At 38.0% G+C, this 26029-nt stretch carries 26 protein-coding genes, 1 pseudogene and 1 riboswitch; of the genes and pseudogenes, 4 read left to right on the top strand and 23 right to left on the bottom strand.

Translation table 11 applies throughout. The features are described 5' to 3' along the window. The first annotated feature begins 260 nt into the window (after positions 1–260). Positions 261–509 carry a ferredoxin gene (locus AAHB15_RS15595; RefSeq protein WP_144563023.1) on the top strand — a complete coding sequence of 83 codons (249 nt, stop codon included), beginning with the start codon at positions 261–263 and terminating at the stop codon, positions 507–509. A 113-nt stretch (positions 510–622) separates the two neighbouring features. Here the strand turns inward: AAHB15_RS15595 and AAHB15_RS15590 are convergent, their stop codons facing one another. The 18 genes from AAHB15_RS15590 to AAHB15_RS15505 form a co-directional block, all read right to left on the bottom strand. Continuing rightward, complete coding sequence (locus AAHB15_RS15590) at positions 623–1198, bottom strand: ECF transporter S component (protein WP_342042766.1); 576 nt, start codon at positions 1196–1198, stop codon at positions 623–625. 162 nt (positions 1199–1360) lie between these two features. Then, a riboswitch (FMN riboswitch) is annotated at positions 1361–1493 on the bottom strand. 129 nt (positions 1494–1622) lie between these two features. Next, a complete protein-coding gene (locus AAHB15_RS15585; RefSeq protein WP_342042765.1) occupies positions 1623–2378 on the bottom strand; it encodes a peptidoglycan DD-metalloendopeptidase family protein in 756 nt (251 codons plus the stop codon). Between the two features lie 177 nt (positions 2379–2555). Then, on the bottom strand, positions 2556–3728 hold the full coding sequence (locus AAHB15_RS15580) for a hypothetical protein (protein ID WP_342042764.1): 1173 nt from the start codon (positions 3726–3728) through the stop codon (positions 2556–2558). Beyond that, entirely contained in the window at positions 3703–4254 is a 552-nt protein-coding gene (gene sigX, locus AAHB15_RS15575; RefSeq protein ID WP_144563027.1) for an RNA polymerase sigma factor SigX, read from the bottom strand. The genes AAHB15_RS15580 and sigX overlap by 26 nt, the downstream gene beginning before the upstream one ends. 378 nt (positions 4255–4632) lie before the next feature. After that, the gene (locus AAHB15_RS15570) at positions 4633–6411 is read right to left on the bottom strand and encodes an ATP-binding protein (RefSeq protein WP_342042763.1); all 1779 of its coding nucleotides are present in this window, start codon (positions 6409–6411) and stop codon (positions 4633–4635) included. After that, entirely contained in the window at positions 6408–7124 is a 717-nt protein-coding gene (locus AAHB15_RS15565; protein WP_098533034.1) for a response regulator transcription factor, read from the bottom strand. The genes AAHB15_RS15570 and AAHB15_RS15565 overlap by 4 nt, the downstream gene beginning before the upstream one ends. A 181-nt stretch (positions 7125–7305) precedes the next feature. Then, positions 7306–8490, bottom strand: coding sequence for a c-type cytochrome biogenesis protein CcsB (ccsB, locus tag AAHB15_RS15560; RefSeq protein ID WP_342042762.1), 1185 nt, complete (start codon positions 8488–8490; stop codon positions 7306–7308). Further along, positions 8491–10116, bottom strand: a complete 1626-nt coding sequence (gene resB / locus AAHB15_RS15555; protein ID WP_335572422.1) for a cytochrome c biogenesis protein ResB — start codon at positions 10114–10116, stop codon at positions 8491–8493. A 24-nt stretch (positions 10117–10140) separates the two neighbouring features. Beyond that, a complete protein-coding gene (gene resA / locus AAHB15_RS15550; protein ID WP_144563030.1) occupies positions 10141–10665 on the bottom strand; it encodes a thiol-disulfide oxidoreductase ResA in 525 nt (174 codons plus the stop codon). Positions 10666–10762: 97 nt separating this feature from the next. After that, the gene (gene rluB, locus AAHB15_RS15545; RefSeq protein ID WP_335572421.1) at positions 10763–11500 is read right to left on the bottom strand and encodes a 23S rRNA pseudouridine(2605) synthase RluB; all 738 of its coding nucleotides are present in this window, start codon (positions 11498–11500) and stop codon (positions 10763–10765) included. A 198-nt stretch (positions 11501–11698) separates the two neighbouring features. Next, positions 11699–12235, bottom strand: a complete 537-nt coding sequence (locus AAHB15_RS15540) for a spore maturation protein (protein WP_335572429.1) — start codon at positions 12233–12235, stop codon at positions 11699–11701. Positions 12236–12242: 7 nt separating this feature from the next. Beyond that, a complete protein-coding gene (locus tag AAHB15_RS15535) occupies positions 12243–12830 on the bottom strand; it encodes a nucleoside recognition domain-containing protein (RefSeq protein WP_251562031.1) in 588 nt (195 codons plus the stop codon). Next, positions 12823–13968: a D-alanyl-D-alanine carboxypeptidase family protein gene (locus AAHB15_RS15530; RefSeq protein ID WP_335572420.1), complete on the bottom strand. Its 1146-nt coding sequence runs from the start codon at positions 13966–13968 to the stop codon at positions 12823–12825. Before AAHB15_RS15530 ends, AAHB15_RS15535 begins: the two co-directional genes overlap by 8 nt. Positions 13969–14414: 446 nt before the next feature. Beyond that, positions 14415–15305, bottom strand: coding sequence for a superoxide dismutase (locus AAHB15_RS15525; RefSeq protein ID WP_144563034.1), 891 nt, complete (start codon positions 15303–15305; stop codon positions 14415–14417). Between the two features lie 122 nt (positions 15306–15427). Next, a complete protein-coding gene (locus tag AAHB15_RS15520) occupies positions 15428–15916 on the bottom strand; it encodes a YpuI family protein (protein ID WP_098533050.1) in 489 nt (162 codons plus the stop codon). A 28-nt stretch (positions 15917–15944) separates the two neighbouring features. After that, positions 15945–16364, bottom strand: a complete 420-nt coding sequence (locus AAHB15_RS15515; RefSeq protein WP_335572419.1) for a hypothetical protein — start codon at positions 16362–16364, stop codon at positions 15945–15947. A gap of 104 nt (positions 16365–16468) precedes the next feature. After that, entirely contained in the window at positions 16469–17056 is a 588-nt protein-coding gene (gene scpB, locus AAHB15_RS15510; RefSeq protein ID WP_335572418.1) for an SMC-Scp complex subunit ScpB, read from the bottom strand. Beyond that, positions 17057–17812 (bottom strand): segregation/condensation protein A, encoded by a 756-nt coding sequence (locus AAHB15_RS15505; protein WP_335572417.1) that lies wholly within the window; start codon positions 17810–17812, stop codon positions 17057–17059. A 213-nt stretch (positions 17813–18025) separates the two neighbouring features. Here AAHB15_RS15505 and AAHB15_RS15500 point away from each other — a divergent pair, with 213 nt between their 5' ends. Then, positions 18026–18112, top strand: a complete 87-nt coding sequence (locus AAHB15_RS15500; protein WP_101650965.1) for a YjcZ family sporulation protein — start codon at positions 18026–18028, stop codon at positions 18110–18112. A gap of 153 nt (positions 18113–18265) precedes the next feature. Then, positions 18266–18787, top strand: a complete 522-nt coding sequence (locus AAHB15_RS15495) for a DUF309 domain-containing protein (RefSeq protein WP_144563039.1) — start codon at positions 18266–18268, stop codon at positions 18785–18787. 21 nt (positions 18788–18808) lie between these two features. On the opposite strand, the gene AAHB15_RS15490 is transcribed toward AAHB15_RS15495, so the two are convergent. Beyond that, positions 18809–19159, bottom strand: coding sequence for a GNAT family N-acetyltransferase (locus AAHB15_RS15490; protein WP_335572416.1), 351 nt, complete (start codon positions 19157–19159; stop codon positions 18809–18811). 485 nt (positions 19160–19644) lie between these two features. Here AAHB15_RS15490 and AAHB15_RS15485 point away from each other — a divergent pair, with 485 nt between their 5' ends. After that, complete coding sequence (locus tag AAHB15_RS15485; protein WP_335572415.1) at positions 19645–20508, top strand: DUF1002 domain-containing protein; 864 nt, start codon at positions 19645–19647, stop codon at positions 20506–20508. 88 nt (positions 20509–20596) lie between these two features. On the opposite strand, the pseudogene ltrA reads toward AAHB15_RS15485, so the two are convergent. The 4 genes and pseudogenes from ltrA to AAHB15_RS15465 all read right to left on the bottom strand — a co-directional run bounded on the left by ltrA (position 20597) and on the right by AAHB15_RS15465 (position 26006). Continuing rightward, a pseudogene (gene ltrA, locus AAHB15_RS15480) lies at positions 20597–21857 on the bottom strand (group II intron reverse transcriptase/maturase). A gap of 623 nt (positions 21858–22480) precedes the next feature. Beyond that, positions 22481–23785 carry a diaminopimelate decarboxylase gene (gene lysA / locus AAHB15_RS15475; RefSeq protein ID WP_342042761.1) on the bottom strand — a complete coding sequence of 435 codons (1305 nt, stop codon included), beginning with the start codon at positions 23783–23785 and terminating at the stop codon, positions 22481–22483. A gap of 168 nt (positions 23786–23953) precedes the next feature. Further along, positions 23954–25444 carry a spore germination protein gene (locus AAHB15_RS15470; RefSeq protein WP_335572413.1) on the bottom strand — a complete coding sequence of 497 codons (1491 nt, stop codon included), beginning with the start codon at positions 25442–25444 and terminating at the stop codon, positions 23954–23956. Beyond that, a complete protein-coding gene (locus AAHB15_RS15465) occupies positions 25428–26006 on the bottom strand; it encodes a stage V sporulation protein AE (protein WP_098533068.1) in 579 nt (192 codons plus the stop codon). The genes AAHB15_RS15470 and AAHB15_RS15465 overlap by 17 nt, the downstream gene beginning before the upstream one ends. Between the last annotated feature and the right edge of the window lie 23 nt (positions 26007–26029).

Here is a 26029-nt window from a genome sequence, read left to right as displayed (position 1 = left end):
CCACCACTTTTACCCAATTATCGACAAAAATCCTCATTTTATCCTTTTTTTATTTTAACATGAATTTTGTATTACTGGTTGGTTAATAATGAAGAAGTTTCAACGTTTTGACACCAATAAACCGTTAACACTAATATCATTTTTCTATTGAAAAGTTGCCCATACAGCTTTACAATAGGAATGAGTAATTCGTTTCCATCCATATCTGAGTAGGAAACTGGGAAGCATAATATTTGTTATTTACTGGGAGGTTTTTTTTCATGGCAAAGTATACAATTGTTGACAAGGAAACTTGCATCGCATGTGGTGCATGTGGCGCAGCAGCACCAGATATTTACGATTATGATGATGAAGGTATTGCATTTGTAACGCTTGACGATAATGAAGGTATTGTTGAAATTCCAGATGTATTAATCGATGACATGATGGATGCTTTCGAAGGTTGTCCAACAGATTCAATCAAAGTTGCTGACGAACCATTTGAAGGTAACCCAACTAAGTTCGAATAAACTCATCTTAAAGCTGCTTTAATCCGACCTCGTCTTATACAGACGGGGTTTTCTATTACATAAAAAAACAACAAGAGCGACAGTATGTTGCTCTTGTTGTTTTTTTAGTTTTTTTATGCGCCTTTTACTACAGAAAATTTATTAATCCATGCTTGCATTCGAATAAACAATAGCATGAAGATGACTGACATCATGATACCCTTTAAGATATTAAAAGGTAAAATCGCAGGTACGACCAAATTTCTCATATCTGGAAACCCCATTAGCATCGTGTATGCAGGAAGGATTAGGATGTAATTTAAGATACTCATAACTACAGCCATGATGACCGTTCCGGCCACTAACGCAATAGTCATACCTTTTCTAGTTTTAAGTCGATTATAGACAAATAATGTTGGAAGGACAAAGACAATTCCTGCAACAAAATTTGCGATATGACCTACAGGTACGCCTGTTTGACTTCCAGTTGCAATATAATTAAGAACATTTTTGAATAATTCTACTAAAATACCGGCAAGCGGTCCAAAAACTAATGCCGCAATTAACGCTGGGATGTCGCTGAAATCAACAAATAGAAAATTTGGAAATATCGGCAGCGGGAAATTTAATAGCATCAATAAATAGGCTATACTACTCAACATTCCAATTGATACATAAGCTTTTACATTTAACTTCTTTCTTTTTTCCATTTTCCTCTCTCCTTTTTGATCCATCATATTAGGAAGAGAGGTTCAGCAAACAGACGACCCAAGTAAATAAAAACTCCCTCAAGAAAAATAACTTGAGGGAGTTTACAAAGGCACGCTTAATAAACATTCAAAACATCAACATTTTTTGAATGTCTGCAGAACCTCCATCTTCTCCCATCCAGACTATACTGTCGGCTTTGGAATCGCACCAAATCCTGCCACAAAAGGCTCGCGGGCTTAAGAGCATTGCTCTAATACCGCCGATCGGGAATTTCACCCTGCCCCGAAGATAGATCGATATTAAATTACGTCTTTATTATACTAAACAATATTTGTTTTGTTAAGAAAAAAAATCTTACTTACTTAATGATTTGCGTCATATAAATAAGAAGAACCCGCGGGCTGGAGGCCGCGGATTCTATTACTAAGGAACAATTAGGATCTGCTTTGGTTTAATTAGATCGGATGTTAAATGATTAAGATTTTTCACTGTGGTTACAGAGGTATTCTGTTTTTGAGCAATGGTGGACAAGGTATCCCCTTCTTTGACAATGTACTTGTCCAAAGTTGAGGAGCTGCTAGCATTTTCAATTTGCTGTAAGCGCAGATGGGAACTTGCTGCTAATACTGAATCACCAATACTTGCGATTCCTGCCTGGACAGATTCGCCGACATCCGCTTTACCCAATAGCTGTTCAGGGTCCAGCGCATATTTTTTATCATATCTCCATTCCAGCTGATGTGCTTCAAAATGTAGATGTGTTCCTGTAGCTTGTCCTGTTCTTCCCATCTTTCCAATCACATCACCCTGTTTGATCAATTGACCTTTGCCTACATTTCGTCTGTTCAAGTGCGCATAAACAGTCACAAAATGACTTGGATGCTTAATAAAGACAACATTTCCATATGTATTAGAATAATACGATTTATCAACAACACCATCCTCAACGGCAAGGATAGGTGTGTCTATTCTTCCAGCAATATCAATTCCTTTATGCCTTCCCTGCCTTGTTCCATATGTATCTGAAATAATCCCGTCTGCCGGCCAAATCCAGTGGTCATTGATGACTCCTAGATCTTGTGTCCCTGCTGCTTCCGAATGTCTTCCACCTAAAAATAATAAACTCACACAAAGCGCCATAATAATGGCAATTAAAAATCTCTTTATGTAGTCACGCATTCCTTTCTTTTCCTCCTTAATATTGTCCTCTCCTCCACACCATATGTTTAATGGGTCCTATTTAGAACGAACCTAGTTGTAAGTTCTATGGGGAGCCTAAGCATATTTGTTATAATTTGGAGACTTATCAAATTTTATTCATAAAAAAAATCAACCACAAGGGTTGATCGGCGATTCTTATGGTATATTACGTAAATTTGGAGCAATTGGAACTTTAATTGCTTTAGTTAGATCAAATGTGCCAAGATTTGTTAAAGGAGGATCTTTTATAATAACTTTTTCAATGCCAAACTCTTTTGCTGTTAAGAGTACAGCCTCGAAAGATACTATCGACTGTTGATTATCCTGTAAACTATAGCTGCCATCGAATGAAAGATACATAATTTTATTAGAAATTGATACAATATTAATTGGAGGTAAAGACAGTAAAGAACTTTTTAACCCCATTAATTGATCTGTTTTCATTGCTTCAAAAGCAGAGTATATATCATGATACGTTTCCATAGATGGTGTTAAGAATGGCAATTTACTGCCCTCAGGGAAATACAAAAAGTAGGCATGTTTATTCTGAGCAGTAACATCGATTTCTTCCATCCTGCCAAAATTTCCTAACTCTATACCGGGTCGACCGTTTGTCGTAAACTTAATTTTTTTACTATCACTATTGGTTGATATATCCTTCTGTATTATATTAATAAAATTCGTTTCAGTAGTGGAGCCTAGACCATATTGGTGATCAGGAGGAACATCAACTATTACTGTATTTCCATTTTTATCAAGTTTCATCGTAGCATTTAGAGGATAGAAGTTTGATAAACCCCATTCCTCCTCCTGTAAATTTGCCATTAACTCCGTATATTTAGTAAGCCATGATTGGCCCCCGCTCTGATTTACAATAATTGAAACAGGTATTAGTATTTGAGCCTGTGCATCTGGAATCCAGTAGGTTAACACAGTCCCATTACCAACTTCATCTTCATAAATAGCTGTCTTAACGTTTTCTGTTTTTAGCAACTCTGCCTGTTTAGGAGATTCCGTTTCATTAGATGAGGGATTCTCCTTTTTTAAAGCACTACTGTCTTGTTGTGCAGTTGTATTTCCACTGGACGAAGATTTTTCTTCTGCACTTTCATGAGAAAAATTTATCCCACCCAAAAACTTTGGGACTAGAATAAAGAAAAGAAGCAAGGCTGCTGTTGCAGCAAGACCGGGTAACAGCCATGGTCTAGGCTTTTTTCTTTTAAGAGAAATATTTTGGTAAATGTCACGAGGATCGCGATGATCATGAATACTGGGCATTTGCCTTAATAGTTCTTCTAGTTCTCTATCGCTCCACTCTGACTTTTTCACTAATTATTCCCTCCTTTTCATAGAACATTTCCATATGCTTCTTTAATACTTTTAAGGAGCGGTGTTGTGTTGTTTTCACTTTACTTTCTGTCCAGCCCAGAACTTTAGCTGTTTCAGATATGGATAAATCCTGTAAATATCGGAGGATGATGACAGATCTCTGATCTACCGTGCAAAATTCTAGACATCTGTAAATCCATTTAATCTCTTCATTTTGAACAGTAATTTCTTCTGGAATCGGATACTCATCCTTCACCTGATTGGTTGACCAATCAAATTTTTCAAGCAATCGATCCTTCCAACCCTTTTGTTTACGGAAGTAATCAATCGCAACATTTCGCGCAATTGAAAAGAGCCATGTTTTCTCGCTGCTTTTACCTTCAAACCGATGATATGCCTTGAATACTCGAATATAAACTTCCTGGACGAGGTCCTCGGCCTGTTCCTTATTTCTAACCATATAGAATAGAAATTGGAACACGTCATGATGATATTTTTGATAAAGCTCATCGAAAACGGAGTCCATCAATTCCCCTCCCCGTTCATAATATTAGTCGATGTATTTATAAAAAAGTTTCACTCTTATAAATATAGACTTTTTTTAGTCGAAAAGGAAGATATTTGCAGGGAATCACAGGCCACTAGACTCATTAAAAACATGAAAAAGCTCATCTTTTTGGGATGAGCAAGTAGTTAAACTTTGATAATTATTTAGCTACAGCGCCTAGGGGCTCGGTGGTCTACAGCCAATCCATCGAGAAGGTCAAAGTAACAACCTTCACGCGGCTTGCCTTATGCTTGTTGCTCCTAAGAAAAAATGAACTACTTTTTTCCCTGGTCAAGGCGCTTCCGCTTTTAATTGTTCCTTGTGAATCAAGAACAATCGGCAAAATTTTTGTTAATATTACTTTTTTCGTGGCAGAAAGAAGGAAAAAGTCGTTCCCATTCTAATTTTACTCCGAACAGAAATCGTACCATGATGGGCATCAATGATATTTTTTGCAATGGCAAGTCCTAAACCGGTACCAGCCCTGCCCCTCGTTCGAGCTTTATCTGCTTTATAGAAACGTTCAAAAACAAATGGGAGATCTTCTTCTGGTATACCAGAACCGGAATCTTTTACTTCTATTCTAACCCCTCTGTCCTCCGAAACAACGGATACTTTTACTTTTCCACCTTTTGGTGTATGTCTCATTGCATTATCAATTAAATTCGTCAGTACCTGCTCAATTCGGTCAGGGTCAAAAAGGCCCGGTGAACTATCATTTTCCGCTTCCGAATACAAAAGGATATCATTATCTTTGGCTAAACCTTGAAACTTATAAATAATCCGATTGATAAAAGCGGAAAGATTAACCTCTTCTATGGATAGATGGATATGTCCAGCCTCCATACGAGCTAAATCCAATAGTTCATTAACAAGTCTCCCCATACGCAAGGATTCATCGTAAATGACTTTTGCCATCTCTTTTTTCTCTTCCTGCGTTTCGGCAATATCATCAACGATTGCTTCACTGTAACCCTGTAACATAGAAATAGGGGTTCTCAACTCATGTGATACATTGGCGATAAAATCTTTCCTCATTTTTTCCAACTGTCGTTCCTCGGTCATATCCCTTAGGACAGCTACTGCTCCTCGAATAAAGCGATTGCTATACAGCGGACTGACTAAGATCACCCAATGACGACCTTGAAGTGATATCTCACCAATTTGCTCTTTTTCTGTTTCCAAGGATTTTTGAAAAAGTTCCATCACTTGAGATGGGATAGCTTCAGCATCAGTGAATCCATCTTTTTCGTAATACCAATATTGCAGAAATCGGTCTGCAGGAGGATTCGTAATCAAGATGGTGCCATCGCGGTTAAAGGTAATGACCCCATCTGCCATACTGCTTAAGATACTAGAAAGCTGTTCTTTTTCTTGGCTCAACGCATTCATGTTAAATTTTAATTGTCTGCCCATTTGGTTAAATGCTGTCGCCAGTTCTCCGATTTCATCATGTGTTAAAATCGGGACTTTTGTATCAAATTTCCCTCTTGCTACTTCAAAAGCAGCTTCTCTCATTTTTCTGAGCGGGGCTGTTATTCTCGTTGACAAGAAAAAGGCAAAAATTGTGGTTAAAATAATCGCGACACCCGCAACAAGCAAGATGTATTTTGTTGTTTCATCAGATGTTTCCTTAATCACTTCAAGTGATTGATAAATAAAGACAGCTCCATTTTTTTCACCTGGGAGATGCAAAGGAACACCTATGATGGAATAACTCGCATCCTGATTGTTGTTTTTTGATGATAGATTAGATACTTTTTCAACAGATTTTTTGTGATGAAACACAGCTAAAAAGTCTGGATCTTTTTTGATATCATATACGGATAACTTTTTATCCTTTTCAGCATTTGGAGAATAATAGACTTCGTGTTCATTTTTAACAATTACTACTTTGGTCACATCATCTATAATCTCCCAAGAAATTTCTAGGCCAAGTGGGAATTTATCATTTGGATGTGCTTCCAAAACATTTGCAATCTTTTCAGCTGTATTGGTTAAATTATTCTTTGTTTCAAGAATGTTGTGGTTTTGGAAAAGCTCAAGAAGCATCACTGTTAGGATGAACAGTACAAATGAAACTAAAAAAATAATGGTAAACCAGAGTTTACCTACAACACTTCGTAAAAAGGTCATTCATTAGTTACCTCAAATTTGTATCCCACTCCCCAAACGGTAACAATCATTCTTGCTGCTTGCTCTGATACCTTATTTAACTTCTCACGGAGACGTTTTACATGGGTATCTACTGTTCGTAAATCCCCAAAAAACTCATAATGCCATACTTCTTTTAATAATTGCTCGCGATCAAACACTTTGTCCGGTGCTTTGGCTAAGAAATATAACAATTCGTATTCTTTTGGTGTTAAGCTAACTTCTTTCCCATCGGCGGTTACCCGGTGTGCATCATTATCAATAGTTAAGTGTGGAAAAACAATTACATCTTTTGTCGTTGTTTCTGTTTGCAAATAACTTGTTTGAGATGAGCGTCTTAACAATGCTTTCACACGTAATACTACTTCCCTTGGGCTGAATGGCTTCACAATATAATCATCGGTACCAACTTCAAAGCCCTGTACACGGTTGATTTCCTCTCCCTTAGCAGTCAACATAATAACAGGAGTAGCCTTTTTTTCTCTTAACTCACGGCAGACTTCAATTCCATCCTTACCAGGCATCATTAAATCAAGTAAAATAACATCGTAATCATTAGCAAATGCCTTAGATAAGGCTTCATTTCCATCTTCTGCTTCATCGATTATATATTCTTCACGCTCTAAATACATTTTTAATAAACGGCGAATTCTTTCCTCATCATCTACGACCAAAATCTTTACGTCTTTTTCCATTATTAATCCCCCCATGGAGTTTATTTTACAAAATGGAATAGCATTTTGCTACATTTTCAAGGTAATTACTCCCGTAAAGTGTGTCAATTATTTGACAATATAATTTTTTAATAAAAGTTCTTGATTTTATAAAAGCCTCCACTTATATAAGTGAAGGCTATATGGCTATGTTCCACTTGGCTTATCCGGCGTAGGAATGAAGTCCAGCGATAACAAGATTTACAGCAACCAAATTAAACATAATAATGACAAAACCGATTACGGCTAACCAAGCAGATTTTTCACCATGCCAGCCTTTGGATAAGCGAAGGTGTAAAAACGCTGCATAAAAAAGCCAAGTGATTAATGCCCAAACTTCTTTTGGATCCCAGCCCCAAAATCTTGACCAGGCCATTTGTGCCCATATCATTGCAAAAATAAGTGCACCCAAAGTGAATACAGGAAAACCAATTAATACAGATCGGTAACTAATTTCATCAACGAAATCCAGCTTAATATTTTTTACAAGGGGTTTAAGGGCAGCCGCAATCCGTTGTCTTAACACAGAGCGAATCAATCCGTATAAGATTAGACCCCCAATTAAAGACCATATAACCGTATTTGATTTTTTTGCATTAATGAAAGCGGGCATTTCGACTAATGGTTTAAAACCATTCTTTGTTAATAATTCCCCATCATGAGGACCTGTAATGGCGGGCATTGTATACTCTACAGACATCTGATTATCATGTTTGTCTATCCAATTAAATTTTTCATTGTAGTCCATAGCTGAAAAGATAGATGAAACTGCTACAAAACCTAAAACTGTGACAAGGGCAAACATCACAACCTCGAGCCAAAAGGTTTGTTTATTTGGTTTTGTTTGATCAATTGCCTTTACAAGATAGATTAGTCCTGCAGCAAAACTAATCGCAAGGATGGCTTCTCCCATGGCCGCAGTGGTTACATGGATATGAAGCCAATAACTTTGCAGGGCTGGTATTAATGGTGTAATCTCTCTTGGAAACATACTTGCATAAGCAATAACCAATATGGCAACTGGCATTGTAAATAGTCCAAGTAATGTTGTTCTGTATATAAAATAAATAACGATAAATGCACCAACAAGAGCCATTCCAAAAAAGGTGGTAAACTCAAACATATTACTTACTGGAGCGTGACCTGCTGCAATCCATCTAGTAATAAAATAACCTAACTGAGAAATAAAACCTATAATAGTCAGGAGAACAGCAATTTTTCCCCATGTGTTTGTTTCTGCCTTTTCATTCTTTTCATTCTTCGATTTAATCGATCCACCATAAAATAATGTCGCAATTAAATAAAGAATAAAAGCAATAAATAATAAATTACTACTTATTGTGGCCAACTAGACTCCCTCCTTATCCATACTTTCCTTTTGTTGTTGATCTTCTGGGATGTCAAGCTTGGTATCTTTTAAAACCGTCTCAATTTCCCTCTTTATTCCATACCAATTTTTATTCGTATGGGCCGCTATCCAAATTTGTCCATTTTTATTTTGAACCCAAATCCGACGATGGTTCCAATAAGCCCCTTGAATTACTCCAATCATAAAGACAATACCGCCTAAAATAATCACCCATAAGGATGAATCCTTCCGAACCGTGAATCCAGAGACATTTTTGGTTTCAATCCCTTGAAAAGCCATTTTATACGTATTTTCCCCAAATGGCTCGATTGTCTGCTTAATTGCCACAAAACTTGTTTCCGGTTTTGATTTATCCGGTGTAGTCATTTGGAACACGAAGGCAGGATTATTAGGTAACCGTGATTTCGTAGAAGGCTCACCATTTTTATCAAATTCGAAGTCTGGGAAATAATTAATGATATTTACGGAATAACCATTACCTAGTTCATACTTAGCTTTTGGGTCTTCTAGGTCGACTTTAATCATTCCAAAGGACTGGCCAGTCTTTTTATTTGCCAACACAAACGTCATCGCTTTTAACTCACTGCGATATGATGACTGAAAAACAGAATAGCCATTAAAATCTAATGGATGATTGACTCTAACTTTATATTCCTTAATCCTTTTAAGTTCAGGTTTTTCACCCGGGAGATTTTTGCTAACCCGTTCATATAAGACAACATTAGATTGATAATTTTTAACAACTTGACCAGCTTGTTCTATCGCCTTTTCAAACGTTTTATCTTTGTTTTTATCATAATGCTGCAATATAAATTGATTGTTTTTTAGATAGTACTTTTCACCAGTCTCAGGTACAACAGCCGTTTCTCCTTCCTTAACCCAAAGATCTTCGTTTACGTAAAATCCTGGGATAAAGCGCAGCATTGCACCTAATAAGAAGATGATCAAACCAACGTGATTTACATACGGCCCCCAGCGAGAGAACCGCCCTTTCTCTGCTAACAAGTCACCATTTTCTTCGCGAACCTGATAGCGTCTTTCTTTTAAATGATTCTTGATGACAGCTAAATCCTTTTCTTCTGGATACTCAGTCACACCAAAAATCCGCTGACGTCTTAAAAAACCTTCATGCCTTGTAACCCTTTGTGCTTTTAAGGCTTTATAAAGTGGTACTACTCTGTCGAGACTGCAAATAACTAAAGAAATACCAATCATAGCGATTAATAATAAATACCACCATGAACCATACAAATCATGCAACCCTAACTGGTAATAAAGCTTACCGAACCAGCCATACTCCTGCTCATAATACACATCAGGAGGCAGATTGATATACATTTTTTGCGGAAGGATAGTTCCCAGGGTGGATGCAACCAAAGTAATCACAATCAGCCAAATCCCTACCTTGACTGATGAAAAAAAGTTCCAAATTTTATCAATAATCGTCTTATTGTATGTTTGTGAACGGCGTGCACTTCCCTCATAGCGCATGTCAAGAAGCTCTTTATTGTTTTTCTCTTGCTCATCCAGCACTTTTCCACAGGCTTCACACAATACGGTTCCATGCGGATTTACATGACCGCATTCACATTTAACATCGTTCATTGTAAAAAACTCCCTCAGGTCCCCTTAAGGTTTTATTTGCTCCATAAAATCCTTTACCTTATTTTCAGTTAGTTCTCCAGTGTAATATTTGACTACCTTCCCGTTCTTGTCCACTAGGAATGTTGCCGGTAAGAGATCAATCCCGTAAACATTCATTACTTCCTTTTCTGTGTCAATCATTATAGGAAAATCCAGCCCAAGGCGTTCGGCAAATTGATTTACAGCAAGTTCTGGTTCCTGAATATCTACCGACAAAACTTGAACACCTTTGTCCTTATATTGAAGGTACTGATTATTAATATACGGCATTTCTTTTTTACATGGAGGGCACCAAGTTCCCCAAAAGTTCAAAAATACCCCTTGCCCACGATATTCTGAAAGACGGTGTTTATTCCCCTGCATATCAACTAACGCAAAATCTGGAGCTGTGTCCCCAACCGCGACTTTTTGTTTATTATCTTTTGTAAGATTAGCATAAAGTGAATAGGCAACGGCAACACCTAATACAACTAAAATAAGCGTTCTAATGACTAATCGCCGTTTTTTCATAGATTCCCCTCCCGTACACCACTCGACACATTCGTCTAAAATTATAGCATTTTACAACAAAACCATAGTGTTAACACAAAAAACAAATGTGACGGTTTTATGAATTTTTCTTTGATTGATCCATAGCAAGCGCCCTTAACTGTTTCACCTCATGTGGAGTTAACTCCCTTGCTTCTCCTGCTTTTAAGCCGCTCAATGTCAAGAATCCATAACGTTCACGCTTTAGTTTCAAGACTTCATTACCAATGGCCTCAAACATTCTTCTAACCTGACGATTTCTGCCTTCATGAATGGCAATTTCGACTATCGCTGTCTGCTTCTTATTATCCGCCGAAAGCAGCTTTACTTTGGCCGGTGCTGTTTTTCCATCCTCAAGATGGATTCCTCTTTGTAATTTTCTTAGATTTTCTCTTAATGGAATTCCTTTGGTTTTAGCAACATAAACTTTGTCAATTTCGTTCTTAGGGTGCATGAGCAAATTGGCAAATTCCCCATCATTGGTTAAGATCAATAATCCTGAAGTATCATAATCAAGACGGCCCACAGGGAAAATTCTTTCTTTATAATGAGAAAAATAATCGGTGACTACCTTTCTCCCTTTGTCATCGCTTACACTTGAAATAACTCCTCTTGGTTTGTACAAAACAAAATAAACAGGCTCTTCCTTCTCAATCTGTACTTCATTAACCTCAACTCTATCGGAAGGAGATACCTTCAAGCCTAATTCTGTTACCACTTTGCCATTGACTTTTACTTTGCCTTCTTTAATGAGTTCCTCGGACTTTCTTCTAGAGGCAATTCCTGCTCGAGCGATAACCTTTTGCAATCTTTCCATCATTTCACCTCAAATATTCTATTAGTTGCTAATCGTTGTTAGTAGTAAAGAGATTTATTCCTTTTGATATACGAAAAAAAATCACTATTCTATCCTAATGAATTATGACACAATTTCTCCACTTTTCAAAGTAACGGGTATTAAATACTAGAAATAAAAAAAGCATGTTCCAAACTGGAACATACCATAATCGTAAAATTAAGTTGTACCAAATATTAGGCCGACGATTAAAATAGAAACAATGATCCCAACAACGTCTGCAAGAAGACCCACCTTTAAGGCATCTCCCATTTTCTTAATGCCCACTGCACCAAAGTAAACGGTTAAAACATAAAAGGTTGTATCGGTACTCCCTTGAAGGACAGATGCAAGGCGTCCAATAAAGGAATCTGGACCATAAACAGCAATTAAATCACTTGTCATTCCTAGTGCTGCCGTGCCTGAAATTGGTCTGATTATAAGCAATGGCACAATTTCAGCAGGAACCCCCATTGACTTCATTAATGGCCTCAGCCAATTCATTAAGGCGTCTAGTGCACCTGATGCACGGAAAATGGATATAGCTACAAGCATACCCACCAAGAAGGGAATAATTGATACCGCAATCTTAATTCCTTCTTTCCCACCCTCAACAAAGCTCTCATAGGTTGGTACTCGCTTGTACGTTCCGTATAGTAAAATACTCCCTATCAGTAAAGGAATAAAAGTTAGCGAAATAGTTGATATGAACCCCATAACTTCATCATCCTTTTCGACTTCTGCGATAATAAAAATAGCGGTCAATCAATAGAGCACCTATTGCAGAGAGAATGGTAGCAATAATGGTTGGAACAACAATTTCAGTTGGGGATGCAGAATGATAATTTATTCTTATTGCTATTACTGTTGTTGGAATTATAGTAATGCTGGCTGTATTAATGGCCAAAAAGGTCACCATACTTCTAGAAGCTTCTGTTTTTCCTCGATTTAATTTTTTAAGCTCTTCCATTGCTTTAATACCAAGAGGTGTAGCCGCATTGCCTAAACCAAACATATTCGAAATCATATTGGATAAGATATAGCCCATTGCGGGGTGATTGGCAGGTACTTCAGGAAATATTCTTTTTACAATCGGACGGAATAGTTTTGTGAGTTTTTGGAGTAGTCCTGATTCCTCGGCAATTCGCATCATACCTAGCCAGAATACAAGTACACTGATTAACCCGATACAAAGAGTAACTGCTTCTTTGGCTCCATCAAAAACGGCTTTATTGACCGCTTCCATGTTACCGTTTATTAGCGCGAACACAATCCCAATAATGGTCATAGCTACCCAAATATAGTTAACCATTGACGTTCACACCAATTACTGAAAGAAACATTTGTTTTATAGAGTCAAGCAACCCCTTTTTCTCTTTTTTCAGCACCTTTTCAAAATATATAGGAGCTTCTTCCACTACTCTCCCAGCCAAGTAAACTTCTGCCTTACCTACGATTGCTTCCTTTCGGGAGGAGATTAAGCTTTCTCGAGGTTTTTCTAATTTATATTTAATAGAAAATTGGTCCATTTCTTCACTGGTAACAGGATACACAATTGACTTTTTGACATATAAATGTCCTTTATAAAGTTTATTTTTGGAAATGTCCAACTTACCCTTCGTTAACACTTCCGCCATATCAAAACCACTAAAGCCATTTTCGTACATAGAAATATGGTCATTCCAGTCATCAGAATCGTTTAAGGTTACAGCAATTAAGTTCATATCGCCTTTTGTTGCTGTTGTCACAAGTGTCCGTTTTGCTCGTTTGGTATATCCTGTTTTTCCTCCAGTTGCATATTTATATTTAGTTAGGAGGCGATTTTTGTTCTTCCAAATCCGATCCCAGTCTTCGGTTGGGTTCGGGGCCCGATAAACTTTTGTACCAGATATTTTTTGAAACGTTTTATTCTGCATTGCATACCGCATGAGAATGGCCATATCATAGGCTGTTGAATAATGATCTTCATGATCATCAAGTCCATGTGGATTTGCAAAATGAGTATTATACATCCCTATTTCCCTTGCCTTCTGATTCATTAAGTAGGCAAAGCCATCAACACTTCCTCCAATATATTCGGCGATTGCCACTGCTGTATCGTTTCCAGACCTCAGCATTAAGCCGTAGACAAGGTCTTGAAGTTTAATTTTTTCTCCGGGTTTTAAATATACAGAAGACCCTTCAGCCCTTGTTGCTTTCTCACTCACCTTTACATACTGGTTCATTTTTCCTGATTCAATCGCAAGTATGGCTGTCATGATTTTTGTTATACTAGCGATTCTTCTCTTTGTATGTGCATCCTTTTCAAACAAGATCCGCCCAGATTTTTGTTCAATCAACACGGCACTCGCAGCACTTACATCAAGGGAAGCATCAACCTTTTGAGGAATGTTTACGATCATTAGTGAGATCATGAGGGTTATAATTACTAGCTTTGAAATCATTCTCATCAGATTAACCTCGTCTCCTTTATATCTGTCTATTCGAAGCTTGTCTATTACAGCTGCTTGAACAGGTCTTGTTCAAGCTCCCATTCGCTTTTATACAAGTTTATGCGGGACGAGTTATGTTATGACACTAAATTAGAAAAGCGCAAGCGCCTTGGTCAGCCCCGACAAGCATAAGACTAGCCGGGCGAAAGGTTGCTTTTTAACTCTTTGGACGGATTGTCCTAAATGTGGAGGCGACTGTCCTGGGACTCTAGGCTAAGACGTACCCTGCAAGAAGGCGCTTTTTGCCTTCTTCAGGGGATGGCTTAGACTTGCGTCCCAAGGAGCCGCAACTGGATAAGCTGTAGACCATCGAGGGGCTAGGCGCTGGAGCTAGACAATTCTCGAAGTCAAAAACTTTTATACTTATCTCCTAAAGAAAACTCACCGATTGGCGAGTCTCTAATTTAGAAAGCAGGCCATTTGATATCAGCCGCTTTTTCAAACCTCATTTCAACATCATGCCAATTTACGAGATTCCACCACTTATCTACATATTCACTCCGATTGTTTTTGTATTGTAAATAATAAGCATGCTCCCAAACATCCAAGACAAGTAATGGAATTGTATCCCATTGTGTAAGGAGCATATGACGTTCAGTTTGCAGTACCTCCAAGTGCCTTGCTCTCGGACTCCAGACCAATAGTGACCAGCCAACACCCTCTACTTGCTTGGCAGCCTCTGAAAACTGCCGCTTGAATGCCTCAAAGCTGCCAAAGTAACCTTCTATCTCCCCTTTTAATATTCCTTGGGGGCTTCCGCCTCCATTTTGACTCATATTTTTCCAAAAAATCGTATGCAAATAATGTCCTGATCCGTGAAAAGAGAGCTCTCTTGACCAATGCTTAATTAATGAAAAATCATTGATCTCCCTTGCCTTCTTCAGATTTATTTCAGCACGGTTTAATCCGTCCACATATGAACGATGATGCTTATCATGATGCAGCCTCATGATTTCCTCTGATATATATGGTTCTAAGGCGTTATAGGCGTATGGAAGCTCCGGTAATGTATGTCCACCTGGTTGAAGTGTTTTTTCCACCACCCAAATTTTGCCTACTTCTTGTTTATTCCTAAAATAATATTCCATTTGCTGATGAATATTTTCTGCCTTTCCTTGAAGATTGATCAGCTCCTCGTTTGATAATTCCCGATTAGTACTTTCAATTAATTCCGTAAATTCGTCCAATTTCTCCCATAATTCAGCATCTTGACCAACGTGTTCAGATTGAAGAAATTGTTTCATTTGTTCATTCCAAACAAATAAGTCGTTAACATATTGGCTAAAACGTCCCATTAGGTTCCCTCATTTCAGCTTATAAGTAATCCTTCTAAAGGGTATGAGGAGCAACACTCAATAAGAACGAAAAAAGACTGTTCACAGGGGAACAGTCTTCTAGTGTATATTAATTAATTGTGTTATTTTGATTGAATCATTTTTGTTCGATAATCTGTTTCATAGTATTCAAGTTCTTCCCTTATTCTCTGGAAATCACTTTCTAAACTCTTAATAATTGCTGAAATCTTATCAGATACATTGCGATAATATTTAATCGAGTTCCTGCCTGTATAGGCCGAACGACTATTTTCAAACCAAGCGTCATTCTTTGGTGAGAAAAACTCTTCAATACATTGATGATAAATCTTATATAGCGTTTTTTCAGCTGCAGCTTTTTGAAAAGGTTCGCTTTGTAAAATAACAGAGCAGGCCTCTAACCCCTCTTCACTATAAACAACCAACTTCCGCATATTTGCCAAAATTAATTTAACGTAAACTCGGTCTTCGTCATTTTCTACATTTAATTGCGAGATGGTTGTTTCATTTAAAAAGTCTTCAAGTGTTGATATTGATTTTGTTAAGAATTCCTTTACATCATTAAGCTGTGTTTTCACCAATGTATTTCCCATAATTACCCTCCTAAATTAGCTGTGCTGATTAATGTGATTGCAAAATGAATTCAAGTGGAGAATGGAGTTTAAACTCTTTGTTTTTCTGGATACCTAGAAATACTTCAGGTAATTTATTAAAATTAATATCTTGAAAATAAGAAGCAAACTCGTGCTTAGAATTAATATATAATCTTTTTCGACTGCGAAGTCCTGGATTTTTCAAGAGACAAACAAGTGCTACAATATCCTTAAAATAAACTTCATTGGTTCCTTGATTTATAATAGGGTCTTGCTTGTACGGAGTAAACTCTTGAAAGAGCTCATCAAAATACCTTACATATAAGACATGAAGCGTTTTTTCCTGTCCTTCTTCGAAAAACGTAACTTCGCTTCTGTTAAAAAAGTCCTCTGAAGTATTTGATTTTTCCTTCTCCAATTCATATCCCTTACACTCTCTAATTAGCAATGTACTCCCTCTCCTTATCAACTGGCTGCCACAATAAATATAAATCATACAAGCTTTATATCAATTTATATTTATTTTAGCATAAATTCCTCCTGAAGATTTAGTTAAGAGTTAATTGTTTCCTGAAATTTCTCAAAAAACAGGTCCGCTTCTTCCTGAGTAAATTCCTCTTCAACTTTTTCTGGTAACTGAGGCAGTTCTTTTAAGTTTTTTAAACCGAAATAGTCTAGAAATTCTTTTGTGGTTCCATATAAAATAGCACGACCTGTTCCTTCTGCTCTGCCAGCCTCTTTAATTAAAACTTTTGCCATTAGGGTATGGAGCGGTCGCTCTGTTTTCACTCCACGGATATCTTCAATTTCTGCACGGGTAATCGGTTGTTTATAAGCAATAATTGCCAAAGTTTCTAAAGCTGCTTGTGAAAGAGTAGATGTATGGGGGGAATCTACTAATTTTTTTAAATAGGCTGCATTTTCCTTTTTCGTGGCAAGTTGAAAAGTTCCTGCCAATTGAACGATCATAATGCCCCTTTTGTGATCACGGTCATACTCTTGACGCAAGTCCTCAATCATTTCACTGGCATGCAGCTCATCGACTTCTAATACCTCCGCCAGTTGTTTTAGGGATAGTCCCTCATCTCCAGCGGCAAATAATAGACTCTCTAGTATACTATTCCAATTTATAATTTCCACTTAATTAGCCCCTTCCTTCACAGCTTCTACAAATATATCCCCAAAATTTTCTTTCTGGTCCACATCTATGGCTTTTCTCTTGATTAATTCCAAAATGGCCAAAAATGTTACAACAATATGGTCTTTCCGTGGGTTCGGAAACAAGTCATTAAAATTTTTCCTCCCCTGCAATTGGTGTAGCTCATCCATTATTTCGTTCATTCTTTTTTCAATCGATATTTCCTGTCGTGCAATCTTTGTGGCCATCGGCCGCTGCAATTTCTTTCTGCGCAATAGTTTCTGGAATGCAGCAAGCATATCATACAAGGATACATTTAATTCGGTCCGTTCTGGATTTATCCCTTTAGTAAAATCAGAAAGATCACTCGGGGGTTTGGTATACATAAGCCCTCGCTCTTCCTCCAAGGTTTTTAGGTCATGGGCGGCTTCTTTATATTTTCGGTATTCAATTAAGCGTTCAACCAGTTCATCTCTCGGGTCATCGTCATATGAGATCTCTTGGTCCACTTCATCTATTACCTCTTCATGTTTCGGTAAAAGCATTTTGCTCTTAATTGCAAGCAATGTCGCAGCCATAACCAAGAACTCACTTGCAACATCTAACTGGAGTTCACTCATTGTTTGAATATATAGTAAGTATTGCTCCGTAATTTCAGCAACCGGAATATCATAAATATCAATTTCGAGCCGATTAATTAGATGGAGAAGTAAATCTAACGGCCCTTCAAATGCATCGATTTTTACCTTATAAGGCATTTTAATTCACCAAAATTCTAAAAAATAAATTAACTTTTTTTAATAAGTCTTACTGACAACTATTAGTATAGAGGATTCAAGTTTGTTATCCAATAGAAAAATCAACCTTTAGATGGTTAATCACGAAGTTAGGGTGTTTGCCCATAACAATGGACAACTATCCCACATATGATGACAAGGAAAAGAACAAAAACTTTCAAGGAGGTCTTTCATATGGATGGCGGATTTGGAGCAGGTTTTGCTTTAATCGTTGTTTTATTCATTTTGTTAATCATTGTTGGTGCTTCTTGGGTTTACTAAGAAGTGCAAAAGCGCGGAAAAGACGCTAAAGTTAGACAATACGAAGATGGAAGCAAAGGGACCCGTCTATCTGGCGGGTCTTTTTTACTAGTTAAATGGATAAGCCCAATATGATAAACTAAGACATACATAATTCTAAAAAGGGGGGATTTTTTGTTCCCAAAAGAGTATATCCAATTTTTAGCTCACTTTCATGGTGACAGAGATTATTTTGAGTGCCACGAGATACTTGAGGAATATTGGAAAAAAAATGATGTGAAAAATAAAAACTCCATCTGGGTGGGCCTTATTTTATTAGCAGTTTCGGCCTATCATCACCGGAGAAACAACTTTACTGGTGCCAAAAGGACATTGGAAAAAGCAATAACCATTTTTAAGACACAGCCCGAATCTGTCATAAAGCTTGGATTAGACCCACATTTGCTTCAAGATATATTAACAAGTCGGCTATCCAACATCACTAATCAACAAAGATATATTAGTTTTAACTTACCAATTGGGGATCAAGCCCTGTTGGATCTAGGCAGAAGGTATTGTAAGCAGAATGGGTTTGTTTGGGGGATGAACAGTGACCTTACAAATGATCATTTAGTTCATCGACACATCTTACGGGATCGAACTAGTGTAATCGAAGAAAGAAATCAATCTCTAAAATTAAGAAAAGGCAACGACTAATCCGTTGCCTTTTTAGGTATCTTAGCATACATCACATTTTTCAATAAATGGAGCTGTGTTCTCATTCGATATAATTACTTTATCTGCATACATTTCTTTTAATGCCTTCACCATTTTTTTCCCGATGCCTTGAAAGCGATGTGATGGGTTTACGGAAATATGTTGAACGATAATCTGATTGCCTGGATGATCAAAAAGAATTCCTAACAGCCCGATTATATCTTCTTCCTTCCAAAGAAAAAGCTGCCAATTTTCTTCGGATTCGTATTTTTTCATGGTTGCCTGGAGCTTTTTTAAGTCTTTTTCATCCGGCATAAAGGACAATAAACCCATGGCAATCTTTTCGAAAGTCTTCTTGTATCGAATTAACATTTTGATCCCTCATTATATTAAATAAACCGTTTTTCTGTCTGGTTTAACAATATTATATTTTTTCCTAATTATTGAATAATAAACATTTATTCATTATATGTAATTTGAATTTATAGTGTTTCACTAAACAACATAATACATAAATAATGGGCATTCATCAAATAGAAGTATCCATTATTTACTAGGAACAATAAAAATCCAGTAAATCAATCCCCAAATTACAGAGAGACCAATTAGAATCCCAAATAATAACCAGTTACTTTTCATAACAGAGAGTTCCTCCAAAAGCATTCTATCCTGCCACCATTCTACACTATATAACAAAAATAATCTATTTTCTCTTTTAAATGTTGTTGAATGTACGCCAGGTTTGGAAACTATGAAACTTTCAGATAAAAAATTACGTTTATATTAATGGTTTCGGTTATATTAGTAAAAGGGATTTTATATTTCCAGTTTTGCTTAAAACTTCAAGGAGGCCTGAAATGAAAAAAATATTCGTTCTTCTACTCTTATCACTTATTAGCCTTTATCCTATTCACAGCTTTGCTGACATAGCTGAAGGGGATATGATTGTTACTCTAGGAGAAAATCTAACAGAAACGCAAAAAAGTAATTTATTAGAAGAGATGGGTGCACCTGCTGATGTACAAATTGTTACCGTTACAAATCAGGAAGAGCATCAGTACTTAGGAAAGTACATCGCGAAATCTTTGATTGGAACTAAGGCCATTTCTTCATCTGCCATAACCATTGCCCCAAAGGGAGCAGGGATTAAGGTTAAAACAAAGAATATCAACTGGGTTACGGATGAGATGTATGTCAATGCCCTAATTACAGCTGGGGTTAAAGATGCTAATATCTATATCACAGCACCTATTTCGGTATCTGGAACGGCTGCCTTAACCGGAATTATTAAGGCATATGAGATTTCTGCGGATAAAACGATTCCTGAAGATGTAAAACAAGCAGCGAATGAAGAAATGGTGGAAACCGCAAAATTAGGCGACTCAATTGGCGCTGAGAATGCCGCTGCATTAATTGCAAAGGTTAAAGAGGAAATTGCCAAGAATAAGCCAAAAAATGATGCAGAATTACGAAGTATTATTGAACAAGCAGCAAAAGATTTAAATGTGACCCTGTCAGATGCAGAACTAAACAGTTTAATTGACTTTTTTAATAAGCTGATTGATTTAAATATTGACTGGAACCAAGTTAGTGACCAGCTTAATAAAGCAAAAGATCAAATTTCTAAATTTCTACAATCCGATGAGGGGCAAGGGTTTTTAGAAAAACTCAAACAATTTTTCATCTGGTTGATTGATGCGTTAAAAGCCATTTTTTCATGAGAATTGAATTGAGATAGGGGGAGGCGACTAACCTCCATTTATCCCTCTCACACCACCGTACGTACGGTTCCGTATACGGCGGTTCCAATTATGTCGAACGCTGTAAATCATATCTTGCAGAAATACTTTTCAATCCTAGGGAGAGCCAATAGGCTTTCCCTAATGTTTTATGAAGGATTGGACTTTTTGATATTCTCCAATAAGCCTTTCTGGTATTTCCCCATTCATGTGCTTTTCCCTCCGGGACACCTAGTTCAATGAGTTTCTTCACCTTGGTTCGAGGAAGTTTCCATTCCTTCCATCGAATCATTCTTAACCTTCGGTTAAGCCATCCTTCGAGTTTTGCAATTACTGAGCGAGTATCTGCTAAATGGTAGTAATTAACCCATCCTACCAGATATTCATTAAGGTCATAAATCCTATCTTCCATGGCAATTGACCTGCGTCTGCCTGTAAGCTTCCTTATTTTATCTTTAAACCGTTTGATTGATTGGGGAGAGATTCTCACCTTCGGTTTTAGATTACTTGTAAAACTGAACCCAAGAAATTTCCTTTTCCAAGGGCGGTCTACAGCGCTTTTATCCCTGTTAACCTTCAGTTTAAGCTTTCCTTCAATAAAATGAGTCATTGCATTCATAACCCTTTCCCCAGCTCTTTTAGATTTCACGTAGATATTACAGTCATCGGCGTAACGAACAAAACGATGTCCTCTACGCTCCAATTCTTTATCTAGTTCATTAAAACAATATTCGAAAGTAGAGGGCTTAAAGGGCCCCCTTGCGGTGTCCCTTCAAGGTTCGGACTGACAATTCCGCCTTCCATAACCCAGAGGTAAGAAATCGTCTGATTAATTGGAGAAGAGTCCTATCATTGATCCTCTCAGCTAACTTACTCATTAATCTATCGTGATTAACCTTGTCAAAGAACTTTTCAAGGTCAATGTCGACTACCCATCGATACCCCTCTTCTATATAGCTTTTGGCTAATTTAACTGCATGGTGTGCTCGCCTGTTAGGGCGAAAGCCAAAGCTGCACTCAGAGAAACCTGGGTCGTACATCCTGGTAAGCACTTGGGTAATTGCTTGTTGAATGAAACGGTCTGTTACGGTTGGGATTCCCAGTTTCCTCTTCCCTTTGCCGTCTGGTTTCGGGATTTCGACTAGACGGACAGGGGATGGGATATAGGTTCCCTCGAAGAGGGATTCTCGCAGTTCGCTCCAATTGAGTATAATATGTCCACGAAGAGCAGTGACGGGCATTTCGTCTACTCCATGTTTTCCCTTATTCTTTTCTACTCTTTTAATTGCATTAAGTAGGTTCTCCCGTGACAAAATCCGTTCCATTAACATTGATATAACCTCCTGCGTAAATAGGTGTTCTGTTTGTGTCCTTTCCGTTCTCCACCCTGTTTAATGACCCCTGCGGATTCACCGTTTCTTTCGTTAAACAGGTACCATGTTTTCTGTTTCATTGAATGGAAAGATACGCCTAGTTCCTATTTTCCATAACCGGTTCAGCCCTTACTTATCCTCTTAAGCGAATAAGTACTATGGCTTCTGCTGACGCCTGTCGTTCAATCTATCCTCACGAATAGGCTTACCGCATGAGTACGGCATACCGACAGGTTCTCCCCGGGTAAGAGTACAGACTTTCCTTCCATGTCTCCGCCTCATTTACTCTGTGACACCTTCGGCAGTATGGGCTTTGTCTTGTATTGCAGACTTATCCAATGTCACCTAGCCTTATATGAGATTCGTGTTCCTCGGAGCGGAAGTTTGCCGCCGACTTCCTTCAGATATGAAAGTCACCCCGCATATCCTTGTCTTAAGCTATGGCTACTACTGCCTTCACCGTTCGGGACTTGCACCCTAGAGCCTGCACCCATGCCGGGCACACAATAAAAAGCTGCCGCAAACAATTGCGACAGCTTTTTATAATTTTGTTCTAGTGATTAACGGTTAAAATTACCTACTTATTTTAACGGCAAATCCAACCGGACTAAGTCCTCGTAGGATTCTCTTTTCACTACAAGTGTGGCCCTTCCATTTTCCACGAATACAACCGCAGGGCGAGGAATCCGGTTATAGTTGTTAGCCATAGAATACCCATATGCTCCAGTACAAAATACTGCGAGAATGTCTTCTTCCCCAGGTTCTGGCAACGGCAGATCCCATATCAGCATGTCACCGGATTCACAGCACTTTCCGGCTATAGAGACTGTTTGATTTGCCTTAGCTAATGGTTTATTAGCAAGCACTGCTTCATATTTTGCTTGATAAAGGGCCGGGCGGATATTATCACTCATTCCTCCATCAACCGCCAAATATTTTCTAACACCTGGTACTTCCTTAGATGAACCAACCTGATATAAGGTAATACCAGCATCACCAACAAGCGAGCGACCTGGCTCAATCCATATTTCCGGCATTATTAAGGAATGCTGCTCCGTCAAGTGTTTTACCTCGGTAATAATTTCTCGGACATACTGTGAGGGAAGAATCGGTTCATCTTCCTTTGTGTAACGGATTCCAAAGCCTCCGCCTAAGTTTAGTACTTTAGCAACAAAAGAAAGTTCATTTTTCCACTGTTCAAGTTTTTCAACAATTTTTTTAGCCGCCAATAAGAAACCAGTCGTTTCAAATATCTGCGAACCAATATGGCAGTGCAGCCCTAGACAATTAAAAGAGTTACATTCAATCGCCATTTTTAAAGCCTCTTCTGCCTGCCCGTTTTGAAGGTCAAAGCCAAATTTTGAATCTTCTTGTCCGGTTAAGATATAATCATGTGTATGCGCTTCGATACCTGGTGTTACCCTTAGAAGAATATTAACAGTTGCATTTTTTTCCCGGCACAGCTCTTTTAACAGATTGAGTTCAAAAAAGTTATCAACCACAATACAGCCTATCTTGTGCTCTAATGCCATTTCCAATTCTTCTCTGCTTTTATTATTTCCGTGAAAATGAATTCTTTCAACAGGAAATCCAGCAACGATAGCGGTATATAACTCTCCTCCAGATACAACATCCAGCGATAATCCCTCTTCTTCCGCCAACTGAATCATAGCAACAGTTGAAAAAGCTTTGCTAGCATATGCTACCTGAGCAGTCACATTTAAATCATCAAAGGTTTGTTTAAAACCTCTTGCCCTTTCTCTCATTAAGGCTACATCATAAACATACAGAGGAGTCCCGTATTGCCGTGCTAACTCAACGGCATCAACTCCGCCTATTTCTAGATTCCCGTTCTTATTTACACCTGTTGATCCGTAAAAATACATTCCCTCTCCCTCTCTCCGTTACACTACTATAGTCTATGAGACAATCTCAAAAATAAATAGACAGAATCTGCAAAAGATACTGCCTATTTTTTTGACTACTTTTTCCCTTTATTTAAATAAAATAACTTTAGCATAACTTAATTAAAACTGCAATTGTAAAAAAAACCATTACTTCTCATTTGCACCAGGCGGCTGCCTGAAACGATTTCGCGGCCGAACAATACTTGGTCTTAGCAAGGAGCCTGGAATGGCACGACGAATGAGAATTTGCATAAATCCTTTGGGTTCAAAGGGAAGGAATGGCCAAAAGTATGGTGTGTTAAACGCACGCATATGAATAACAAATAAAAACATTGCTGTACACCCTATCACAAATCCTGGTGTATGGAACAGGGCAACCAAAATCATTAGGATCATTCTGGCAATCTTATTTGCTACACCTAATTCATAACTTGGGGTTGTAAAAGTGCCTATACCTGCAACTGCCACATAAAGGATGACTTCCGGAACAAACAGCCCTACATCAATTGCAATTTGTCCTATCAAAACGGCGGCAATTAAACCCATTGCTGTTGATAATGGGGTTGGAGTATGTATAGCAGCCATTCTTAAAAATTCAATACCAAAATCAGCTAGTATCAATTGGACAACCACTGGAATATTTGTTTGTTTATTCGGTCCAATAAAGGCAATATTTTCAGGCAATTGGGATGGTTCCACCACAAATAGTAACCAAAGTGGAAGCAAAATGATGGAAGCTAATATTCCTAAAAACCTTGTCCATCTTACAAATGTTCCCATTGCAGGGGATTCCCGAAATTCTTCAGCGTGCTGCACATGATGAAAATACGTTGTCGGAGTAATAATGACACTAGGTGATGTATCACAATAAATAATGACATGACCTTCTAATATATGTGCCGCAGCCACATCTGCTCTTTCTGTATATCTTACCATCGGAAAGGGATTCCATCCCTGTTTGACAATGAATTCCTCAATCGTTTTATCTCCCATAGGAATTCCGTCTACTTTAATCGCCTTTATTTCTTTTCTTAATATATTTAATAAATCAGCATCTGCGACATCCTCTAAATAGCCTATTGCCACATCCGTTTTTGATCTTTCTCCTACTTTGATCATTTCAAAACGCAGGCGTTCATCTCTAATTCTTCGTCTCGTTAGCGCCGTATTTAAGATGATATTTTCAACAAATCCATCACGTGAACCCCGGACAACCTTCTCAGTATCCGGTTCTTGAGGCGACCTCCCAGGATAACTTCTTACATCAACGGCCAATGCCGTATTTTCACCTTCAATAACGACGACAATCTGACCGGAAAGGACTAAATCCACGAGCTCATCTAATTTATGAATGGGCTGAACCGATTGATTGAGAAGCCGATTATAAATAAGCTTGTAAATGTCCGTTGATTGTTTTTCATGGTTGTTTAGCTGGACTAATTCTTCTATTAATTCGATGATAAAACGGGTATCACAAAGACCGTTACAGTAATATATTTGTACATCTTTCTTAAGGACGTTCAGCTTTCTAACGCCTAAATCAAAGCTGATGCCCAGCCCGACTCTTTGTTTCATATAATTTTCTATCTCATTTACTGATTCAGGGATTGGCCATTTTTGCTCATTGCTCCTTGACACGAAAGCCACTCCTTTCAAGTATAAGTTCTACAGCTTTTTTGGTTATTGGGGCACCCAACTTGTATGAATCTTGCCTAGCCATTTTTCCAATATCGCCTACTCCTACGATAATAGGAATACTTAATTCATCAAGACAATATACTGTATCTCCATTGATCCTGCCGAGTTCCAGTTCTTGTATTCCATATTTATCGACACCATACGGGGTTAAAATTCCATCCCGATCAATACTTACATCAACCCTTGTCCATTCCTCATGCCTGGATCTTGCTGCAACCGCAATGGCTCCTAGAACTTCAATATCTTCATGTGTGGCAACATATTTCAATGCCGATTCGCCAGCACCTTCCCCTACAATTCCACTGTCATCAAACATCACTAATACCGGGTCGTGCGGTGTTTTTTTAATTAACTTGACGATTTCCGGTCCCGTTAATTTGGAAGGATTTCCATAGGAGCTGGTTATACAACGCCCGCCAATCTCTTTGGCTACATGTTCAACAGCCCTTTTTGCATATTCATCACCGTCAGTAATTAAAATGACGCGCCTCCGAATACTCATAATCTGATGTCCCTTCCTAATTA

The organism is Bacillus sp. OTU2372, from assembly GCF_038440275.1.
In the GTDB taxonomy this organism is placed as follows: domain Bacteria; phylum Bacillota; class Bacilli; order Bacillales; family Cytobacillaceae; genus Neobacillus; species Neobacillus bataviensis_B.
Note: the sequence above shows the minus strand (reverse complement) of the source record. Positions and strands in the feature narration are given on the sequence as shown.

Coding starts and splice junctions, on each gene's coding strand:
- AAHB15_RS15595 (WP_144563023.1), top strand. CDS start 261: ATGGCAAAGTATACAATTGTTGACAAGGAAACTTGCATCGCATGTGGT.
- AAHB15_RS15590 (WP_342042766.1), bottom strand. CDS start 1,198: ATGGAAAAAAGAAAGAAGTTAAATGTAAAAGCTTATGTATCAATTGGA.
- AAHB15_RS15585 (WP_342042765.1), bottom strand. CDS start 2,378: ATGCGTGACTACATAAAGAGATTTTTAATTGCCATTATTATGGCGCTT.
- sigX (WP_144563027.1), bottom strand. CDS start 4,254: ATGGACTCCGTTTTCGATGAGCTTTATCAAAAATATCATCATGACGTG.
- AAHB15_RS15570 (WP_342042763.1), bottom strand. CDS start 6,411: ATGACCTTTTTACGAAGTGTTGTAGGTAAACTCTGGTTTACCATTATT.
- AAHB15_RS15565 (WP_098533034.1), bottom strand. CDS start 7,124: ATGGAAAAAGACGTAAAGATTTTGGTCGTAGATGATGAGGAAAGAATT.
- resB (WP_335572422.1), bottom strand. CDS start 10,116: ATGAACGATGTTAAATGTGAATGCGGTCATGTAAATCCGCATGGAACC.
- resA (WP_144563030.1), bottom strand. CDS start 10,665: ATGAAAAAACGGCGATTAGTCATTAGAACGCTTATTTTAGTTGTATTA.
- rluB (WP_335572421.1), bottom strand. CDS start 11,500: ATGGAAAGATTGCAAAAGGTTATCGCTCGAGCAGGAATTGCCTCTAGA.
- AAHB15_RS15540 (WP_335572429.1), bottom strand. CDS start 12,235: ATGGGGTTCATATCAACTATTTCGCTAACTTTTATTCCTTTACTGATA.
- AAHB15_RS15535 (WP_251562031.1), bottom strand. CDS start 12,830: ATGGTTAACTATATTTGGGTAGCTATGACCATTATTGGGATTGTGTTC.
- AAHB15_RS15530 (WP_335572420.1), bottom strand. CDS start 13,968: ATGAGAATGATTTCAAAGCTAGTAATTATAACCCTCATGATCTCACTA.
- AAHB15_RS15525 (WP_144563034.1), bottom strand. CDS start 15,305: ATGGGACGTTTTAGCCAATATGTTAACGACTTATTTGTTTGGAATGAA.
- AAHB15_RS15520 (WP_098533050.1), bottom strand. CDS start 15,916: ATGGGAAATACATTGGTGAAAACACAGCTTAATGATGTAAAGGAATTC.
- AAHB15_RS15505 (WP_335572417.1), bottom strand. CDS start 17,812: ATGCCTTATAAGGTAAAAATCGATGCATTTGAAGGGCCGTTAGATTTA.
- AAHB15_RS15500 (WP_101650965.1), top strand. CDS start 18,026: ATGGATGGCGGATTTGGAGCAGGTTTTGCTTTAATCGTTGTTTTATTC.
- AAHB15_RS15490 (WP_335572416.1), bottom strand. CDS start 19,159: ATGTTAATTCGATACAAGAAGACTTTCGAAAAGATTGCCATGGGTTTA.
- AAHB15_RS15485 (WP_335572415.1), top strand. CDS start 19,645: ATGAAAAAAATATTCGTTCTTCTACTCTTATCACTTATTAGCCTTTAT.
- lysA (WP_342042761.1), bottom strand. CDS start 23,785: ATGTATTTTTACGGATCAACAGGTGTAAATAAGAACGGGAATCTAGAA.
- AAHB15_RS15465 (WP_098533068.1), bottom strand. CDS start 26,006: ATGAGTATTCGGAGGCGCGTCATTTTAATTACTGACGGTGATGAATAT.